We start from the raw sequence: 15,094 nt of genomic DNA, 5'->3' as shown, positions 1-15,094 counted from the left end.
GTGAACACCATGACAACGCACAACCCGGCAACCTACGAGGGCACCATTTCGCTCGATATGCTGAAAATTGCAACCGACGTGGTGGACACCTCCGGTGTGGTTGAGCAACTAGCCGAATGGGATAGCGCGGACCGCGCCGGGCGTGGCCTGGGTGGCCGACCCGCGCACATTCCGGTGCGCGCCGCGTTGATTCTGTTCATTCTCCCGGCACTGCTGGGTAAACCGATGTTCGTCCGCGAGTCCTCCGAGATTCTGCGCTACCGTCTCGACGGCAAGGCGTGGAATGCCCTCGACATTGACCTGCGCAAGTGGGACTCTCGCACTGCGACCACGTGGTACGACCGGCTCTGGCGGACCCTGCGATACCGCGTGCGCGACGTGATTGACCCGTTCCCGGAAACACCACACTGGCGCCGGTTGAGCAAGGAAGAATACGCCGAACTTGAGGCCAGCCGGGACCCCGAGTTTGTGGCGTCGCGCCACGCACGTACCTCGATTTTCATGTCCATGCTGGCACTGGCGAGTGCGAAGGTGCTCAACGAGAACATGTTTGACGGCTGGGACGGGGATATTGCCATTGACGGCACACCAATTGAAGTCACCGGCTACGGGCGCACCGCTCGTTCTCGCCGTGAACCGTCTACGCCGGAAGCAGGGTGGTATATCCGCAATGGCGACCACAAGGGCGATGGTGTTAGCGGTGTTGAGAACATCAAGAAGTCTGCCTGGGCGTTTGAGGCCACCGCCGTTGTTGCTGTCGGTGGGGAGTTCGGCAAATCCCTGCCAGCGCCTGTGGTCGGTCTGTCGTTGGATAGGCCGGGCTACAAGCCGGGCTACAACGCTCGTGTGGCGCTGGCCCATTTGGAAAGGACGAACCTGCCCCGGCGCTATGCAGTCACCGACATGGCGTATTACCCGCTGTCGAAGGCCGAGCATTACCAGATTCCTATGCGGGAGAAGGGCTGGAAATTGGTCGGTGAAGTACCAAACAGGGCGGAGACCAAGGGTGTGTCCGCTGCATATCGTGGCGTGACACTGGTGGACGGCACTGGGTATTGCCCGGCGATTGCCAAGCGCAAGGACCTACTCGACCCAAAAGGCGAGTTCGATAAAGGACACATTACAGAGGAACAGTTTGCGCAAGCACTAGAGCAGCGCAAGCGGTTGCAACTCGACATTAAGGAAGCCGAAAAAGACGGCACCGTGCGGTTTTCGTGTCCCGCATTATCTGGCAAGGTGGCGTGCCCGCTGCGTAAAAACGACGAGCAGGCGAAAAAGAACGCGGCACGAAAAGGTGCTGCCGGAAACCCGGCGCTACCACTGTCGGTACGCCAGGTACCAAGCCAAAAGTCATGCGGTGATGTGTGCCGTCAAAAGTCTGTCTCCGTAGGTGTCAACGACCCCGACGCCACGCGCTTTAACAAGTACCACCAGCAAGGACCTGCCGCGTATACCGAGGATTGGAGGGCACTGTACAAGGTCTACCGTGCAAGGAATGAGGCGGCGAACGCGTTTATCAAGGGCGAGTCGCACCTTGGCACAGGGGATAGAACCAAGAAGGCCATGCGTGGTTTTACAGGCGTGGCGCTGCGTACTGTGCTGGCGGTGGTGGCGTCGAACGTTCGTCTTTACATCAACTACCTCAAGCGGCTTCGTGACGGGCTTGTCACACCGCCACCGACAAATCCGGGCGGTGGCAAACCGTGGAAGAAACAGGCAGTGGACTTTATCTCCATTGCCGGACCTAACGCGCCGCCGAATCCAGGCCGAGAAGTTGCCTAAGACCGTCGCCCACTAAGGCCACGGTCTCGAAGTGCTGGCTAGGTACTGAAAACAGCCCGGTTCGTCCCAAAAACCTCCCCGTTTCCACGGCCAGAACACAAGAAAACCCCCGGTTTCCGTGTTGGATACCGGGGGTTTTGGTTTTCGGGTCAGTTTCGCAAATAACACCAGGTCAGTTACGCAAAAGTCCCTCAGAATCTAGCAGTCAAAGTACAGCTCAAACTCCAGCGGCGTCGGGCGCAGGCGTGCCGGGGTGATCTCACTGTCGTACTTCAGCTTCACGTACGTGTCGATGAGGTCTTCGGTGAAGACGTCGCCTTCGGTGAGGAATTCGTAGTCGTCCTGCAGCGCCTGGAGCGACGCCTCGAGCGAAGTCGGCGCCTGCGGGATGTCCTTGGCTTCCTCCGGTGGCAGCTCGTAGAGGTCCTTGTCCACCGGAGCGTGTGGCTCGATGCGATTCTTCACACCGTCGAGGCCTGCCATCATCATGGCAGCGAAGCCGAGGTACGGGTTGCCTGATGGGTCCGGTGCGCGGAACTCGATGCGCTTCGCCTTCGGGTTGGTGCCAGTGATCGGGATGCGGATCGCGGCAGAGCGGTTGCGCTGGGAGTACACCAGGTTGATTGGGGCCTCGAAACCTGGCACCAGGCGGTGGTAGGAGTTCAGCGTCGGGTTGGTAAACGCAAGGACAGCGCCGGCGTGCTCAAGGATGCCGCCGATGTACCAGCGGGCGATGTTGGAGAGCCCGCCGTAGCCGTTCTCGTCGTAGAACAGTGGCTTGCCGTCCTTCCAGAGGGACTGGTGGGCGTGCATTCCGGAACCGTTGTCACCGGCCAGGGGCTTCGGCATAAAGGTGGCCGTCTTGCCGTACTGGGTGGCGGTGTTCTTGACGATGTATTTGAAGTCCTGCAGGTCGTCAGCCGCGTGCAGCAGGGTGTTGAAGCGGTAGTTGATCTCCTGCTGGCCGCCGTTGCCTACCTCGCGGTGGAAGCGTTCGATTTCGAAGCCGGATTCGCGCAGGTTCTTGACCATGGCGTCGCGCACGTCGACGGTCTTGTCGTGTGGTGGGACGGGGAAGTAGCCGCCCTTGACGCGGTTGTGGTAGCCAAGGTTCGGGCCGCCGACTGCATCTGTTTCCTTGCCACGATTCCACCAGCCTTCTTCGGCGTCAATCTCGTAGAACGCGCGGTGGCCTTCGACCTCGTATCGGATGGAGTCGAAGAGGTAGAACTCGGCCTCGGCGCCAAAGCTACAGGTATCGGCGATGCCGGTGGAAGCCAGGTACTGCTCCGCCTTGCGCGCAACGTTGCGCGGGTCGCGGGAGAACGCTTCGAGGGTGAATGGGTCGTTGACGAAGAACTTCACGTTCAGGGTCTTCGCTGCGCGGAACTGGTCCAGCTTCGCGGTGGCGAGATCCGGCATGAGCGTCATGTCGGACTCTTCGATGGTGGTAAAGCCACGAATCGATGAGCCGTCGAAGGCGAGGCCTTCTTCCATGACGGTTTCGTCAAACATGGAGGCAGGGATAGAGAAGTGGTGCTCGATGCCGGGGACGTCGGTAAACCGGACGTCGACAAACTCCACGTTCTCGTCCTGAATGAACTTCTTTACGTCTTCGATAGTTTCGAAAGACACGACCTTTTCTCCTTCGGACGGCGTTGGGAACTTCGCACAATTCTAGCGTGTAGCTCCCGCTCTGTAACAGCTTTTCGGGAAAAGAGGATAGGCTATGTCGCATGTCTGCACCCCAAGGAAAACGATGGCTCGACGGCCCGGAGCTTCCCGGCCAGTTCAAAGGCGATGATGCGATCCCTGACTACCCGGGGCAGTTTCTTGGGCTGCCGAAGGAGGGCGCGGGCGCGCAGGCGTCGGTGGCGCGACGCATGGGAGGCGTCGCGATCGACTGGGCAATTGCCTGGGCGGCTGCAGCGATCATTCATGCCAACACCACCGTTTTCGGTGGCACGTCGACGTTGACGTATCTGTTGTGGATCGTGTTGGGCATCATTTGCGGTTGGCTATTTGCACGCACGCCGGGCATGGCGATCCTCGGGATGGGGGTGGCCCGCGTCGACGCGGAAGAGCCCGTCGGGCTGTGGCGCGCGGCAGTGCGCACGCTGCTCACTGCGTTCATTCTGCCCGCAGCGCTTGTCGACGCCGACGGCCGCGGCATGCACGATCGTGCGACCAACACGACCGTGATCCGCAGCTAGGGTTCCTCCAACGGGCGGAATTCCACGGTGCGCTGGAACGCCCAGTTCTTGTCAGTGAGCAGACGGGCCACCGTCAGGCCTCCAGAGAGGAACAATACCGTGAGCACGACGGCGGTAGTCGAGTCGATTGCCGCGGAGATATTGCCGTTCGTGATCTGGTGCAGCGCCGCGTAAATGGTGGGGCCGGGGATCATGACCACGGCTGCGGGGATGGTCACCGTGGTGCGCGGCACCCGAAAGTGCTGGCCCAGCCAGGACCCAAGAATGCCGATCACAAGGGTCCCCAGCAGGCAGGCGAGGAAGTATTCCACGTGGGCGTCGACAAGCATGAGACGCAACACATTGGCGACAGTGCCGAGCGTGGCTGCCAAAAGTGTCATCCTGCGTGAGGCATTAAACAAAATGGCGAACCCACCCACGGAGACGAAGCTGGCGAGCGCCGCAGCCCCGTAAAACGCAGGATCCGGGGTTGCGCTGACCGTACTGGGGGCGGGCGCATCGGTGACCATCGCGATGACCGCAACCGTCAGCATCATGGTGAGGACCACTTCGAGCGCGAAGAAGAGCCTCGGCAGCCCCGAGGTGAAGTCGAAGCGGGAGAGATCCATCAAAGAAACGAACAGGGGAAAGCCCGGCACCAGGTACAAAATAGCGGGGACGAAGCCCGCGGAGAGCTCAAAGTCGGAGTGGGGAAGCGCCCACGCGAGCGCCAAGAACAGCAGCGTCGAGACGAGCGCCGCAGCCATTACCACACCCAACTGCAGGAGGTGTTGACGCGCCAAGCGCAGCCGCACGTACTGGCCCACACCAGCCGCAATAATCACGAGCAGCGCGGTGAAGTAGGAAAAGTGGTTCAGCACCGCGAAGCCGCCACATGCAAGGCCAGCCGCGCAGCTGGAGGTCAGCGGACCCCAACGAGGGGTAGGGATTGCCTCAATCTCGTCGATGGCGGCGTTGATTTCTTCCGCGGTGGTGTAGCGGTGCATCTCGTGCTTGGTCAGATTCTCGAGCGCCTCGATGCGCGACGCGTTCACCCCTGGCAGCGGAAGATCAGCCACGAGCGTGCGGAAATTATCACCGCGGTGGACAGTGCACGTGATCGTGTCGAAGCCGACGACCACGTCGGCGTCGTCGAAGTGCATCGCGCGGGCACAACGCTTCACGGCCCGTGTGACGCGGTAGCCGGGAGCACCCGCGGACAACAAAAGAGCGCCGAGGCGCAGCGCGGTGCTGGCCTCGACGCCCATGTCGAAGGAAGACATACTTACTTGCCTTGACGCTGCTGCATTCGGCGCATACGGCGGTTCATACCCGCCATGTTCTGGGCCTGCTTCGGCAGCGGGCCGCCAGGCAGACCAGGCATCTGGCCAGGCTGCGTACGAGCGTCCATGGCCTCGAGCTTCGCGCTCATGGAGTAGACGTCATCCTTGCGGTAGTGGCGTGGCAGCTTCATCAAGTGCTTCTGCAGGTCACGTACTGCAACCTGGCCTTCGCCTTCGCCCACGTACACCTCGTGGATCGGCACGCCTGCCAGTAGGCGGTCCACGCGGCGGGACTCCTTCTTCATCAGGGTGCGCAGGCGGTTCTCGTTGCCCTCACCGACCAGGATGACGCCTGGTAGGCCAATCACGCGGTGCACGGTATCCATATGGGTGTTGGCCTGCACGCCGGTCTTGGTGATCCACACCATGCCGATGGTGTTGCGCAGGTTCTCCAACGTCCAACCAGCAACGCCCGGGGTGTCACCGACCTCGTCGTACATCGAGCGCTCCAAGCGGCGGGTGAACATCCACATCGCCAGCACGGTACCGAATGCCAAACCGAGCGCCAGCATGTACCACTGGCCGCCCCAAATGAGGCCGATCAAGAAGAAAAGCAGACCCATGCCAAGCAGGCAGGCCAGCATAATCGGGATGAGCTTCTTATCCCGCTTGCGCTGAATCTGAAACGCCTGCCAAATCTGGCTACGTGTCTGCTTTCCCTTTGCGCGCTTCGCGGCGCGCTCCTGCTTCTTCGCAGCCTTCAGGGCTGCCTTATCCTTCGACTGAGCCATGCCGTCAACTCTATGTCACGAACATGGCCGGACCAAAGTGGCCAAAGCGGGTTAGGAACGTGTTGCTACCGGGTGATCCTTCGAAGCACCGTACTTCTCCAGGAGCGTCGAGGCTTCCTGGGCAGTGTCGCCCTTCGAGGTTTCCGCCAGGTGGCGCAGGTTTTCCGGCAACTCCAGGCCGCGGTGCTCCATCGCCTCGACGTAGAGCTTGCCCGCGCGGTATGAGGAGCGCACCAGTGGACCCGACATGACGGCGCCGAAGCCCATCTCGTAGGCCGCGTCGCGGTACTCGATGAACTCTTCGGGCTTTACCCAACGGTCGATCGGGTGGTACATCGGGCCGGGGCGCAGGTACTGGGTGATCGTGATGATGTCGGTGCCGGCGTCAACAAGGTCTTGCAGCGCCTGCAAGACCTCTTCCTGGGTCTCACCCATGCCCAGGATCAGGTTGGACTTGGTGATCAAACCGAAGTCGCGCGCCTGGCGGATGACGTCCAGAGAGCGGTCGTAGCGGAACGCCGGGCGGATGCGCTTAAAGATGCGCGGGACCGTCTCCACGTTGTGCGCGAAGACCTCCGGACGAGCTTCAAAGACCTCCTGGAGCAGATCCGGCTTGCCGGAAAAGTCCGGGGTGAGATTTTCGACGCCAGTATGCGGGTTGAGCTCGTGAATCTTGCGCACAACCTCCGCATACAGCCACGCGCCCTCATCCTCGAGGTCGTCGCGGGTCACACCGGTGATGGTGGAGTAGTTCAGGTTCATCTCGCGAACTGACTCCGCCACACGCTGTGGCTCGTTGACGTCGAGCGGCTCGGGCTTCGCCGAGTTGATCTGGCAGAAGTCACAGCGACGAGAGCAGTTCGCGCCACCGATCAGGAATGTCGCCTCGCGCGACTCCCAGCACTCGTGAATGTTGGGGCAGCCGGCCTCCTGGCACACGGTGTGAAGGGACGCGCCCTTCACCTTCTTTTTCATGTCCTCGTACTCAGGGCCGATCTTGACCGCGTTGCGGATCCAACGCGGTTTCGACTCGATAGGGGTCTGGGCGTTGCGTTTTTCTACGCGAAGTAGTTTGCGTCCTTCTGGTGCAATAGTCACGCCGTCCACCGTAACGGACAGCCCCTCCAAAGTCGAGGTTTAATGGGAGGCTCGCCTTACATCTCGACGTTTGAGCCCCTTCGTCGGATCCGGTGCCGAACCAAAGCTGTGGTCGGCCACCACGAGCTCGCCTGCAAGGGCGCGCTTGAGGGCGTCGAGCAGCGGAGCGGTCATCTCCTCAGGTGTGACGTCGCGGCCGAGCTCCAGGCTCATCGTGGTCACGTCGGCGTCGTCGATGCCGCACGCAACGATGTGGCCGTAGTGCTCCAAGGTGTTGTCGCAGTTCAGCGCGAGCCCATGCATGGTCACTCCGCGGGTGATGCGGATACCCAGCGCCGCGATCTTCCTATCGCGGTGCGACGCCGAGCTATCCGCCGCGTCGACGGTTTTTGGCACCCAGACGCCGGAGCGGCCGTCGATACGCCCGGCGGCATGTACCCCCGCCTTGCGCACCGTCTCGATGATCGCCTCCTCCAGGCGGCGCACGTAGTCCACGACGTCTACCGGTTGGGCAAGTTTGATGATGGGGTAGAGGACAAGCTGGCCCTCGCCGTGCCACGTGATGCGTCCTCCGCGATCAACGTCCACGACCGAGACCGGGTACGACGGATCCGGCAAGTCCTCCGGCTGGGTTCGCTTGCCCGCGGTAAACACCGAGGGGTGCTGCAGCACCAACACCGTGTCCGGGATCTCGTCCGACGCACGCTGCTTGGCCAGCTCAGCCTGGAGGTGCCAGGCTTCCTCATAATCAACGAGCCCCAGCTCGCGCACATCAATAGGCGCGGCTGAGGCCCGAATGGATTTGTCGGCAGGGAAGAACGGATCGCGTGGAGCTGTCATGCCTGCCAACGATAGTCGCTAGTTTTCGACACCGTTAGCGGCAGCGTACTCGTCCGCCGTCATCAGCGGACCAACCTCCTCGACCTCAACCTCGAAGAGCCAGCCAGCACCGAACGGGTCCTCGTTGATGGCCTCGTAGGCGCCATCAATGTCCTCGTTGACCGCGGTCACCGTGCCAGTCACCGGTGCGTACAGGTCAGACACCGACTTCGTCGACTCGACCTCGCCACAGGTTTCACCCGCCGTGACCTGGTCGCCGACCTGCGGCAGCTCAGCGAACACGACCTCGCCGAGGCGATCCGCCGCAACGTTCGTGATGCCTACGCGCACCTTGGTGCCAGCAGCATCCTCAGGGCGAGCGTTGATCCACTCGTGGTCCTCCGAGTAGTAAAAATCAGGGTTCAAAGACATGATTACTTGTCCTTTCGGGAATAGAACGGTGTGTCCACAATAGTAAACGGATAGCGGCGCCCACGGATATCAATTTCCACATCCGTGCCAACCTCGGCGTGCGCTGGGTCGATGTGCGCGAGCGCCACCGGACGCTGCAGCGTGGGCGAAGGCTGCCCGGAGGTGACGACGCCGATGCGCGTATCGCCCAGGTAGATCTCGGCACCCTCGCGAGCGGCGCGACGCTGCTCCGACGACAGGCCGGCAATAACCACCGAGGGCTCGCGGCTGACAAGCGCGTCCTTGCCCACGAAGTCCGCCTCTTTCTTCGCAAACGCGCGGCCCATCCCGGCCTCGACCGGGGTGATCTCGCGGGAAAGCTCGTGGCCGTACAGCGGCATCGACGCCTCGAGCCGCAGGGAGTCGCGCGCAGCCAGGCCGCACGGCGTCGCGTTCGGTGCGAGCGCGTCCCAGATCGCGCGAACGCCCTCGCGGTCGCAGTAGAGCTCGAAGCCGTCCTCGCCGGTGTAGCCGGTTCGGGCGACCAAGACGTCGCAGTCACCGAAGCGCATCGGTGCCGCCGAGTAGTACGCCAAGGCGCCGGCGTCGCCGTCGAGGTGCGAAGCGATCGTCGATAAGGAATCAGGGCCCTGCACCGCAACAAGCGCGACGTCCGCGCTACGGTTCGTCAGCTCTACATCGAAGTTCGTTGCGCGCTTTTGGAATGCCTCCCACACCGCGGGCGTGTTGCCAGCGTTCGGCACGACCAGGAAGTGATCGTCTGCGAGGCGGTAGGAGATCAAATCGTCGATGATGCCGCCATCTTCGGCCACGATCATCGAGTACTTCGCCTTGCCAACACGCAACGTAGACAGCGTGGAAATCAACGTGTAGTCCAAAAACTCCGCAGCCTGGGGGCCGCGTACATCAATCTCGCCCATGTGGGAGAGATCAAAGATGCCGACGCGCTCCCGCACCGCACGGTGCTCCGCAAGCTCGTTGTCATACTTCAGCGGCATGTTCCAGCCACCGAAGTCCGTAAAGGAAGCACCAAGCTCCTCATGCGCTGCAAACAAAGGGGTCTCAGCCATCACAATCACTCCTTACTTTTCCGCACTCGCTGAACTCTCAGAAATATCAAACGCCTCCGGCGGCGGGCAGGAGCACACCAGGTTGCGGTCGCCGTACGCCTCATCAATGCGGCGCACAGGCGGGAAGTACTTCTCGCGCACCAAGCGCTCTACCGGGTAGGCGGCCTGCTCGCGGGAAAACTCGTAGTCCCACGCAGTGCTAGCGACGCTGTGCGCGGTAAACGGCGCATGGTGCAGGACGGAGGCCTCGTAGGATACCTTGCCGTCGATGATCTCCTGGATCTCCGTGCGGATGGAACGCATCGCCTCGATGAAGCGATCCAGCTCGTCCAGATCCTCGGACTCGGTCGGCTCCACCATCAGCGTGCCCGCCACCGGGAACGCCAGGGTAGGGGCGTGGAAACCGTAGTCCACCAGGCGCTTCGCCACATCCGCCGCGGTCACGCCCGAGCGGTCCGTCAGCTCGCGCAGGTCAAGGATGCACTCGTGGCCCACCAGCCCATGCTCGCCGGTGTAGAGCACCGGGAAGGAATCGTGCAGCTCGTGAGCCACGTAGTTCGCCGCCAGCACCGCATGCGCAGTTGCGGACGCCAACCCCTCCGCACCACTCATCGCGATGTAAGACCACGCGATCTGCAGCACGCCCGCCGAGCCGAACTTCGCCGCGGCAACCGGCACGCCCTCGCCAACTGGGGCAGGGAAGGCCGCATGCGTTGGGTCGACGTTCGGGTCCGTCGGCAGGAACGGAATCAGGTGCTCCGCCACACCAATCGGGCCAACGCCCGGGCCGCCACCGCCGTGCGGAATCGTAAACGTCTTATGCAGGTTCAGGTGCGATACGTCGCCACCAAAGTCACCCGGGCGCGCAAGCCCAGTCAGCGCGTTCATGTTCGCGCCATCGATGTAGACCTGACCGCCCACCGCATGCACCTTCTCCGCGACGGCCTGCACCGTGTCCTCATACACACCGTGCGTGGACGGGTAGGTGACCATAATCGCTGCGACGTGCTCGCCGTGCTGCTCAAGCTTCGCATCCAAGTCAGCCAGGTCGATCGAGCCATCCTCCGCAGTCTTTACGACGACCACCCGAAGGTTCGCCAGCGTCGCCGACGCAGCGTTCGTACCGTGCGCCGACGCCGGGATCAAGCAGATGTCACGGCCATGGTCACCACGGGAAACGTGGTAGCGGCGAATCGCCAACAGGCCAGCCAGCTCGCCCGTCGCACCCGAGTTTGGCTGCATAGATACCTCGGCGTATCCGGTGATTTCGACAAGCCAGGCGCGGAGCTCGTCGATAAGCTCCCTCCAACCAGCCGTGAAGCGATCCGGTGTGTACGGGTGCACGTTCGCGAATGCTGGCCACGTGATGGTCTCTAGGCCCGCGGTCGGGTTCAGCTTCATCGTGCAGGAACCCAGCGGGATCATCGTGCGATCCAGCGCGAGGTCCTTGTCGCCGAGCTTGCGGATGTAGCGCATCATCTGCGTCTCAGAATGCACCGAGTTGAAATTGGGGTGCGTCATGAACTCCGTTGTGCGGCGCAGCGCCTCGGGCAGCGCGGACGGCGCCTCGTGAGCAACCGTGTCGACACCGAAGCCAGCGAGCAGCGCCGCGAGGTCGTCCTCCGACGTGTCCTCACCGAAGGAGACACCCACCGTGGTCGCGTCAATCGGGCGCACCAGGTAACCGGCATCCGCCAAGCGCTCGCACACTGCCTCGGAGCTGTCCACGACGACGGCCACCGTGTCGAAGAACGCGTCGTGCTTGACCTCGATACCCGCGTCACGCAGGGACTTGGCGAAGCGCGCCGCCCAGTCATGCACCTGAGCAGCGATAGCCTCAAGACCGCGTGGGCCGTGGTACACGGCGTACATCGACGCTGTCACCGCGAGCAACGCCTGCGCGGTACAGATGTTGGAGGTCGCGCGCTCGCGACGAATATGCTGCTCACGGGTCTGCAGGGCCAGGCGGTAGGCAGGAGTGCCCTCCGCGTCCTTCGACACACCCACCAGGCGGCCCGGCAGCTGGCGCTTCATCTTCTCCTTGACCGCCATGTACGCGGCGTGCGGGCCACCGTAGAACAGCGGAACGCCGAAGCGCTGCGTGGACCCGATCGCGATATCCGCGCCAAGCTCACCAGGGGACTCCAGCAGCGTCAGCGCAAGAATATCCGCATCCACCGCGACCAAGCCCCCGCGCTCGTGCACCGCCTCGACCACCACGCGAGGATCAACCACGTCGCCCTCGGTGCCGGGGTAGGCCACGATGGCACCCACGAGGCCCTCTCCCACGACCCCCTCACGCAGGTCAACGACCTCCACCTCGAGGTCAAGCGTGCGAGCACGCTCCGACGCGACCCGCAACACCTGCGGGTGCAGGCGCGCATCCAGCAGCACCGTCCGACCCTTGCGCACTGCGCGAGCCATCAAGCCGACAGCCTCCGCAGCCGCCGAAGCCTCATCCAGCAGGGAAGCGTTCGCAATGTCCAGGCCGGTCAGGTCCTGCACCATAGTTTGGAAGTTCAGCAGTGCCTCAAGACGACCCTGCGAAATCTCAGGCTGATACGGCGTATACGCTGTGTACCACCCAGCATCCTCGACCACACCGCGCCGAATTACCGGCGGCGTCAACGTCGACGAGTACCCCTGGCCGTAGAACGCCTTGAGCACCTCATTTTTCGACGCCAACTCCCGCAACCGATCCTGCGCCTGGTATTCCGTGAGCGGGGCGGGAAGGTTGAGTGGCCCTTGAAGTAGCAGATCGGCGGGGATCGCGGCAGTGGTCAGCGCCTCGAGTGAGTCGTAGCCGACTTTCGCGAGCATCGCCTCCGTTTCCTGCGTGTCCGGACCGATATGGCGGGTGATGTAATCCAAGATCTACTCCTTTGGTAGTTCTGAACCTGATGTCGTGAATAGTCTACGGGGCAAAACTGGCCTGGGTCGGCCAGTCAGCTGAAAATATGCAGAGGTGAAAACAGCGGTGGCCCCAACACCGTATTGGCATTGGGGCCACCGCTAAGATTCCTCATCTTGACCTGTTTTAGAGGTCTAGGTCGTCTTCAAAGTCGCCGGTTTCGATGCGGTCCTTGATCGTGGTGACGAAGCGGCCTGCATCTGCGCCGTCGATCAGCTGGTGATCGTAGGTGAATGGCAGGTAGCACATCTGGCGGATCGCGATGGAGTCGCTACCTTCCTCTGTAACGATGACCGGGCGCTTCTCAATCGCCGCGGTACCCAGGATGCCTGCCTGTGGCGGGGTGAGCACCGGCGTATCCAGCAGTGCACCTTCGGAACCGATGTTGGTCACCGTGAACGTTGCACCAGACAGGTCGTCCGGGCGCAGCTTCTTGTTGCGTGCGCGGGTCGCCAGGTCGTTGATAGCTTGCGCGATCTGCGCCAGGTTCAGGTCCTGTGCACGCTTGATCACCGGCACGAGCAGGCCCTGTGGCGTATCCACTGCGACACCAATATTGACGTCCTCGTGGTAGGTGATCTCCTTCTTCTCCGCATCGTAGGACGCGTTGACGTTCGGGTGGGAGACCAGGGCCTCGGCCGTCGCCTTGATGAAGAACGCGAGGTAGGTGATGTTGGCGTCGTGCTTCTTGATGAACTCCGGCTTCACGCGCTTGCGCAGCTCTGCGATGCGGGTGACATCGACTTCCTGAACGTGCGTGAGCTGAGCCGTGGTCTGCAGCGACTCGACCATCTTCGCAGCGGTGATCTCGCGGATGCGATTGACCTTCTGGGTGGTGCCGATCAGCGACTGCTTCTCCGGATCCACGGACTTGGTGGACCAGTTGGAGCGTGCGCCTTTCTTTTCCTCGGACTTCGGAGCCGATGCCTCGGTCTTGTCGTCGGATCCACCCTTCGCCGCAGCGATCACGTCCTGCTTGCGGATTCGGCCACCAACGCCAGTGCCCTCGACCGTGGAAAGATCAACGCCGTGCTTTTCTGCCAGCTTGCGCACGAGCGGGGTGACGTACGGGAGGGAACCGTCGGACTTGTTCACCTTGGTCGAAGCCTGCGATGCAGGCTTCTCGTCCTTCGGCTTCTCCTCCTTAGGCTCTTCAGCCTTCGGGGCTTCCTTCTTTTCTTCCTTGGGTTCTTCCTTTGTCTCTTCGGCCTTTGGAGCTTCCTTTTCAGCTGGCTTGGCGTCAGCGTCGCCGATGCGGGCGATGACTTCGCCGACCTCGACGGTGTCGTCTTCCTCAGCGAGGATCTCTACGAGGGTGCCTGCGACAGGGGAAGGAATCTCGGTATCGACCTTGTCGGTGGAGACCTCGAGCAGTGGCTCGTCGACCTCGACGGTGTCGCCGACTTCCTTCAGCCAGGTGGTGATGGTGCCTTCGGTGACGGATTCGCCGAGCTCAGGCATGGAGACGTCGGTAGCGTCGCCGGAGGCTGGCTTGTCAGCCTTCTCTTCCTCCGGAGCTTCCTTCTTTTCTTCCTTTGGCTCTTCGGCCTTTGGAGCTTCCTTTTCAGCTGGCTTGGCGTCAGCGTCGCCGATGCGGGCGATGACTTCGCCGACCTCGACGGTGTCGTCTTCCTCAGCGAGGATCTCTACGAGGGTGCCTGCGACAGGGGAAGGAATCTCGGTATCGACCTTGTCGGTGGAGACCTCGAGCAGTGGCTCGTCGACCTCGACGGTGTCGCCGACTTCCTTCAGCCAGGTGGTGATGGTGCCTTCGGTGACGGATTCGCCAAGCTCAGGCATGGAGACGTCGGTGGCGTTGCCGGAGGAAGGCTTGTCAGCCTTCTCTTCCTCCGGAGCTTTCTTTGGCTCCTCTTCTTCCTGAGGCTCCTCGTCCTTTGCCGAGTCCGATGCCGGGGCTTCGCCTTCTTCGCCGATAATCACAATCACGTCACCGACATCAACGGTGTCGTCTTCCTCGGCCTTAATCTCGAGGATTACACCGGCGACAGGGGAAGGAATCTCCGTGTCGACCTTATCGGTGGAAACCTCCAGCAATGGTTCGTCGACCTCTACCTTGTCGCCGACTTCCTTCAGCCAGGTGGTGATAGTGCCTTCCGTGACGGATTCGCCCAGCTCAGGCATCTCGACAGAGTGCGCCATAATTTAGTCTCCTCGCAGATACATTTTCGTAGAAGCTATACAGGTCAATAGCGTACCTGTCACCGAAGACTTTCGTGCCTTTCGGGGGCAACTAATTTGTTGAAGGCCACCAAACGCAGAATTGGGGCGTCGAGAAATATCCGTATGATGAGAGAAGTGTTTAACCTGTTCGGCAAGCGGAAGAAGCAGACCACCTTCAAACCCCCACGCGCGCCCGGCGAAACCATCCGGCCGGAAGACGCTGCCTACCTCCAGGAATGGGTTGCGCAGCGTGCCTTCGTTGAGGGGTTTGTTGAGCCGGAAACGATGGTCAACGAGATGTCCGTCGTGCTTGTCGATGAAGAGGGCAACTACACCCGCCGGCGCATCGGAGGTCCCAAAGGTATCGACGCCGTCGCTACGCTGCTGAATATATCTCTTTATGACGTCGAAGAGACCGGGTACCCGGACCGGATGCGTCGCAAGATGGAGCAAGAACGCATCCTGCGGAAGCGAGCGGAACAGAAAGAACGCCGCGCCAAGTTTGAGCGCGGCGAACATCCCTTTTCCTAAATCC

12 protein-coding genes are annotated in these 15,094 nt (G+C 61.8%); 3 read left to right on the top strand and 9 right to left on the bottom strand.

Annotated features, from left to right (window positions below):
* Positions 1 to 9 precede the first annotated feature (9 nt).
* Positions 10 to 1,782 (top strand): hypothetical protein, encoded by a 1,773-nt coding sequence (locus KBP54_RS07680; RefSeq protein WP_256005221.1) that lies wholly within the window; start codon positions 10 to 12, stop codon positions 1,780 to 1,782.
* A gap of 198 nt (positions 1,783 to 1,980) precedes the next feature.
* On the opposite strand, the gene glnA is transcribed toward KBP54_RS07680, so the two are convergent.
* Entirely contained in the window at positions 1,981 to 3,417 is a 1,437-nt protein-coding gene (gene glnA, locus KBP54_RS07675) for a type I glutamate--ammonia ligase (RefSeq protein WP_252932147.1), read from the bottom strand.
* A gap of 101 nt (positions 3,418 to 3,518) precedes the next feature.
* Between glnA and KBP54_RS07670 the strand changes: the two genes are divergently transcribed.
* On the top strand, positions 3,519 to 3,995 hold the full coding sequence (locus KBP54_RS07670; protein WP_070362177.1) for an RDD family protein: 477 nt from the start codon (positions 3,519 to 3,521) through the stop codon (positions 3,993 to 3,995).
* Here the strand turns inward: KBP54_RS07670 and KBP54_RS07665 are convergent.
* The 8 genes from KBP54_RS07665 to sucB all read right to left on the bottom strand — a co-directional run bounded on the left by KBP54_RS07665 (position 3,992) and on the right by sucB (position 14,538).
* A complete protein-coding gene (locus KBP54_RS07665) occupies positions 3,992 to 5,257 on the bottom strand; it encodes a threonine/serine exporter family protein (RefSeq protein ID WP_256005219.1) in 1,266 nt (421 codons plus the stop codon). The genes KBP54_RS07670 and KBP54_RS07665 overlap by 4 nt on opposite strands.
* 2 nt (positions 5,258 to 5,259) lie before the next feature.
* Positions 5,260 to 6,048, bottom strand: coding sequence for a DUF4191 domain-containing protein (locus KBP54_RS07660; protein ID WP_070362178.1), 789 nt, complete (start codon positions 6,046 to 6,048; stop codon positions 5,260 to 5,262).
* 51 nt (positions 6,049 to 6,099) lie between these two features.
* A complete protein-coding gene (lipA, locus tag KBP54_RS07655; protein WP_256005218.1) occupies positions 6,100 to 7,146 on the bottom strand; it encodes a lipoyl synthase in 1,047 nt (348 codons plus the stop codon).
* Positions 7,147 to 7,185: 39 nt separating this feature from the next.
* Complete coding sequence (gene lipB, locus KBP54_RS07650) at positions 7,186 to 7,986, bottom strand: lipoyl(octanoyl) transferase LipB (protein ID WP_071572439.1); 801 nt, start codon at positions 7,984 to 7,986, stop codon at positions 7,186 to 7,188.
* 18 nt (positions 7,987 to 8,004) lie between these two features.
* Positions 8,005 to 8,397 carry a glycine cleavage system protein GcvH gene (gene gcvH, locus KBP54_RS07645; RefSeq protein WP_083290837.1) on the bottom strand — a complete coding sequence of 131 codons (393 nt, stop codon included), beginning with the start codon at positions 8,395 to 8,397 and terminating at the stop codon, positions 8,005 to 8,007.
* Between the two features lie 2 nt (positions 8,398 to 8,399).
* Positions 8,400 to 9,467, bottom strand: coding sequence for a glycine cleavage system aminomethyltransferase GcvT (gene gcvT, locus KBP54_RS07640; RefSeq protein ID WP_256005216.1), 1,068 nt, complete (start codon positions 9,465 to 9,467; stop codon positions 8,400 to 8,402).
* A 12-nt stretch (positions 9,468 to 9,479) separates the two neighbouring features.
* Positions 9,480 to 12,338: an aminomethyl-transferring glycine dehydrogenase gene (gene gcvP / locus KBP54_RS07635; RefSeq protein ID WP_256005214.1), complete on the bottom strand. Its 2,859-nt coding sequence runs from the start codon at positions 12,336 to 12,338 to the stop codon at positions 9,480 to 9,482.
* A gap of 166 nt (positions 12,339 to 12,504) precedes the next feature.
* Positions 12,505 to 14,538 (bottom strand): 2-oxoglutarate dehydrogenase, E2 component, dihydrolipoamide succinyltransferase, encoded by a 2,034-nt coding sequence (sucB, locus tag KBP54_RS07630; protein WP_256005213.1) that lies wholly within the window; start codon positions 14,536 to 14,538, stop codon positions 12,505 to 12,507.
* Positions 14,539 to 14,694: 156 nt separating this feature from the next.
* Between sucB and KBP54_RS07625 the strand changes: the two genes are divergently transcribed.
* On the top strand, positions 14,695 to 15,090 hold the full coding sequence (locus KBP54_RS07625) for an oxidoreductase (RefSeq protein ID WP_070363466.1): 396 nt from the start codon (positions 14,695 to 14,697) through the stop codon (positions 15,088 to 15,090).
* Positions 15,091 to 15,094: the final 4 nt, after the last annotated feature.

It is taken from the genome of Corynebacterium pseudogenitalium, assembly GCF_024453815.1.
Classification (GTDB): domain Bacteria; phylum Actinomycetota; class Actinomycetes; order Mycobacteriales; family Mycobacteriaceae; genus Corynebacterium; species Corynebacterium pseudogenitalium.
This window is presented reverse-complemented; position numbering and strand designations above follow the sequence as displayed.

Excerpts from the sequence above, each read along its gene's own strand:
- KBP54_RS07680 (WP_256005221.1), top strand. The coding sequence starts at position 10 with ATGACAACGCACAACCCGGCAACCTACGAGGGCACCATTTCGCTCGAT.
- KBP54_RS07670 (WP_070362177.1), top strand. The coding sequence starts at position 3,519 with ATGTCTGCACCCCAAGGAAAACGATGGCTCGACGGCCCGGAGCTTCCC.
- KBP54_RS07665 (WP_256005219.1), bottom strand. The coding sequence starts at position 5,257 with ATGTCTTCCTTCGACATGGGCGTCGAGGCCAGCACCGCGCTGCGCCTC.
- KBP54_RS07660 (WP_070362178.1), bottom strand. The coding sequence starts at position 6,048 with ATGGCTCAGTCGAAGGATAAGGCAGCCCTGAAGGCTGCGAAGAAGCAG.
- lipB (WP_071572439.1), bottom strand. The coding sequence starts at position 7,986 with ATGACAGCTCCACGCGATCCGTTCTTCCCTGCCGACAAATCCATTCGG.
- gcvH (WP_083290837.1), bottom strand. The coding sequence starts at position 8,397 with ATGTCTTTGAACCCTGATTTTTACTACTCGGAGGACCACGAGTGGATC.
- gcvT (WP_256005216.1), bottom strand. The coding sequence starts at position 9,467 with ATGGCTGAGACCCCTTTGTTTGCAGCGCATGAGGAGCTTGGTGCTTCC.
- sucB (WP_256005213.1), bottom strand. The coding sequence starts at position 14,538 with ATGGCGCACTCTGTCGAGATGCCTGAGCTGGGCGAATCCGTCACGGAA.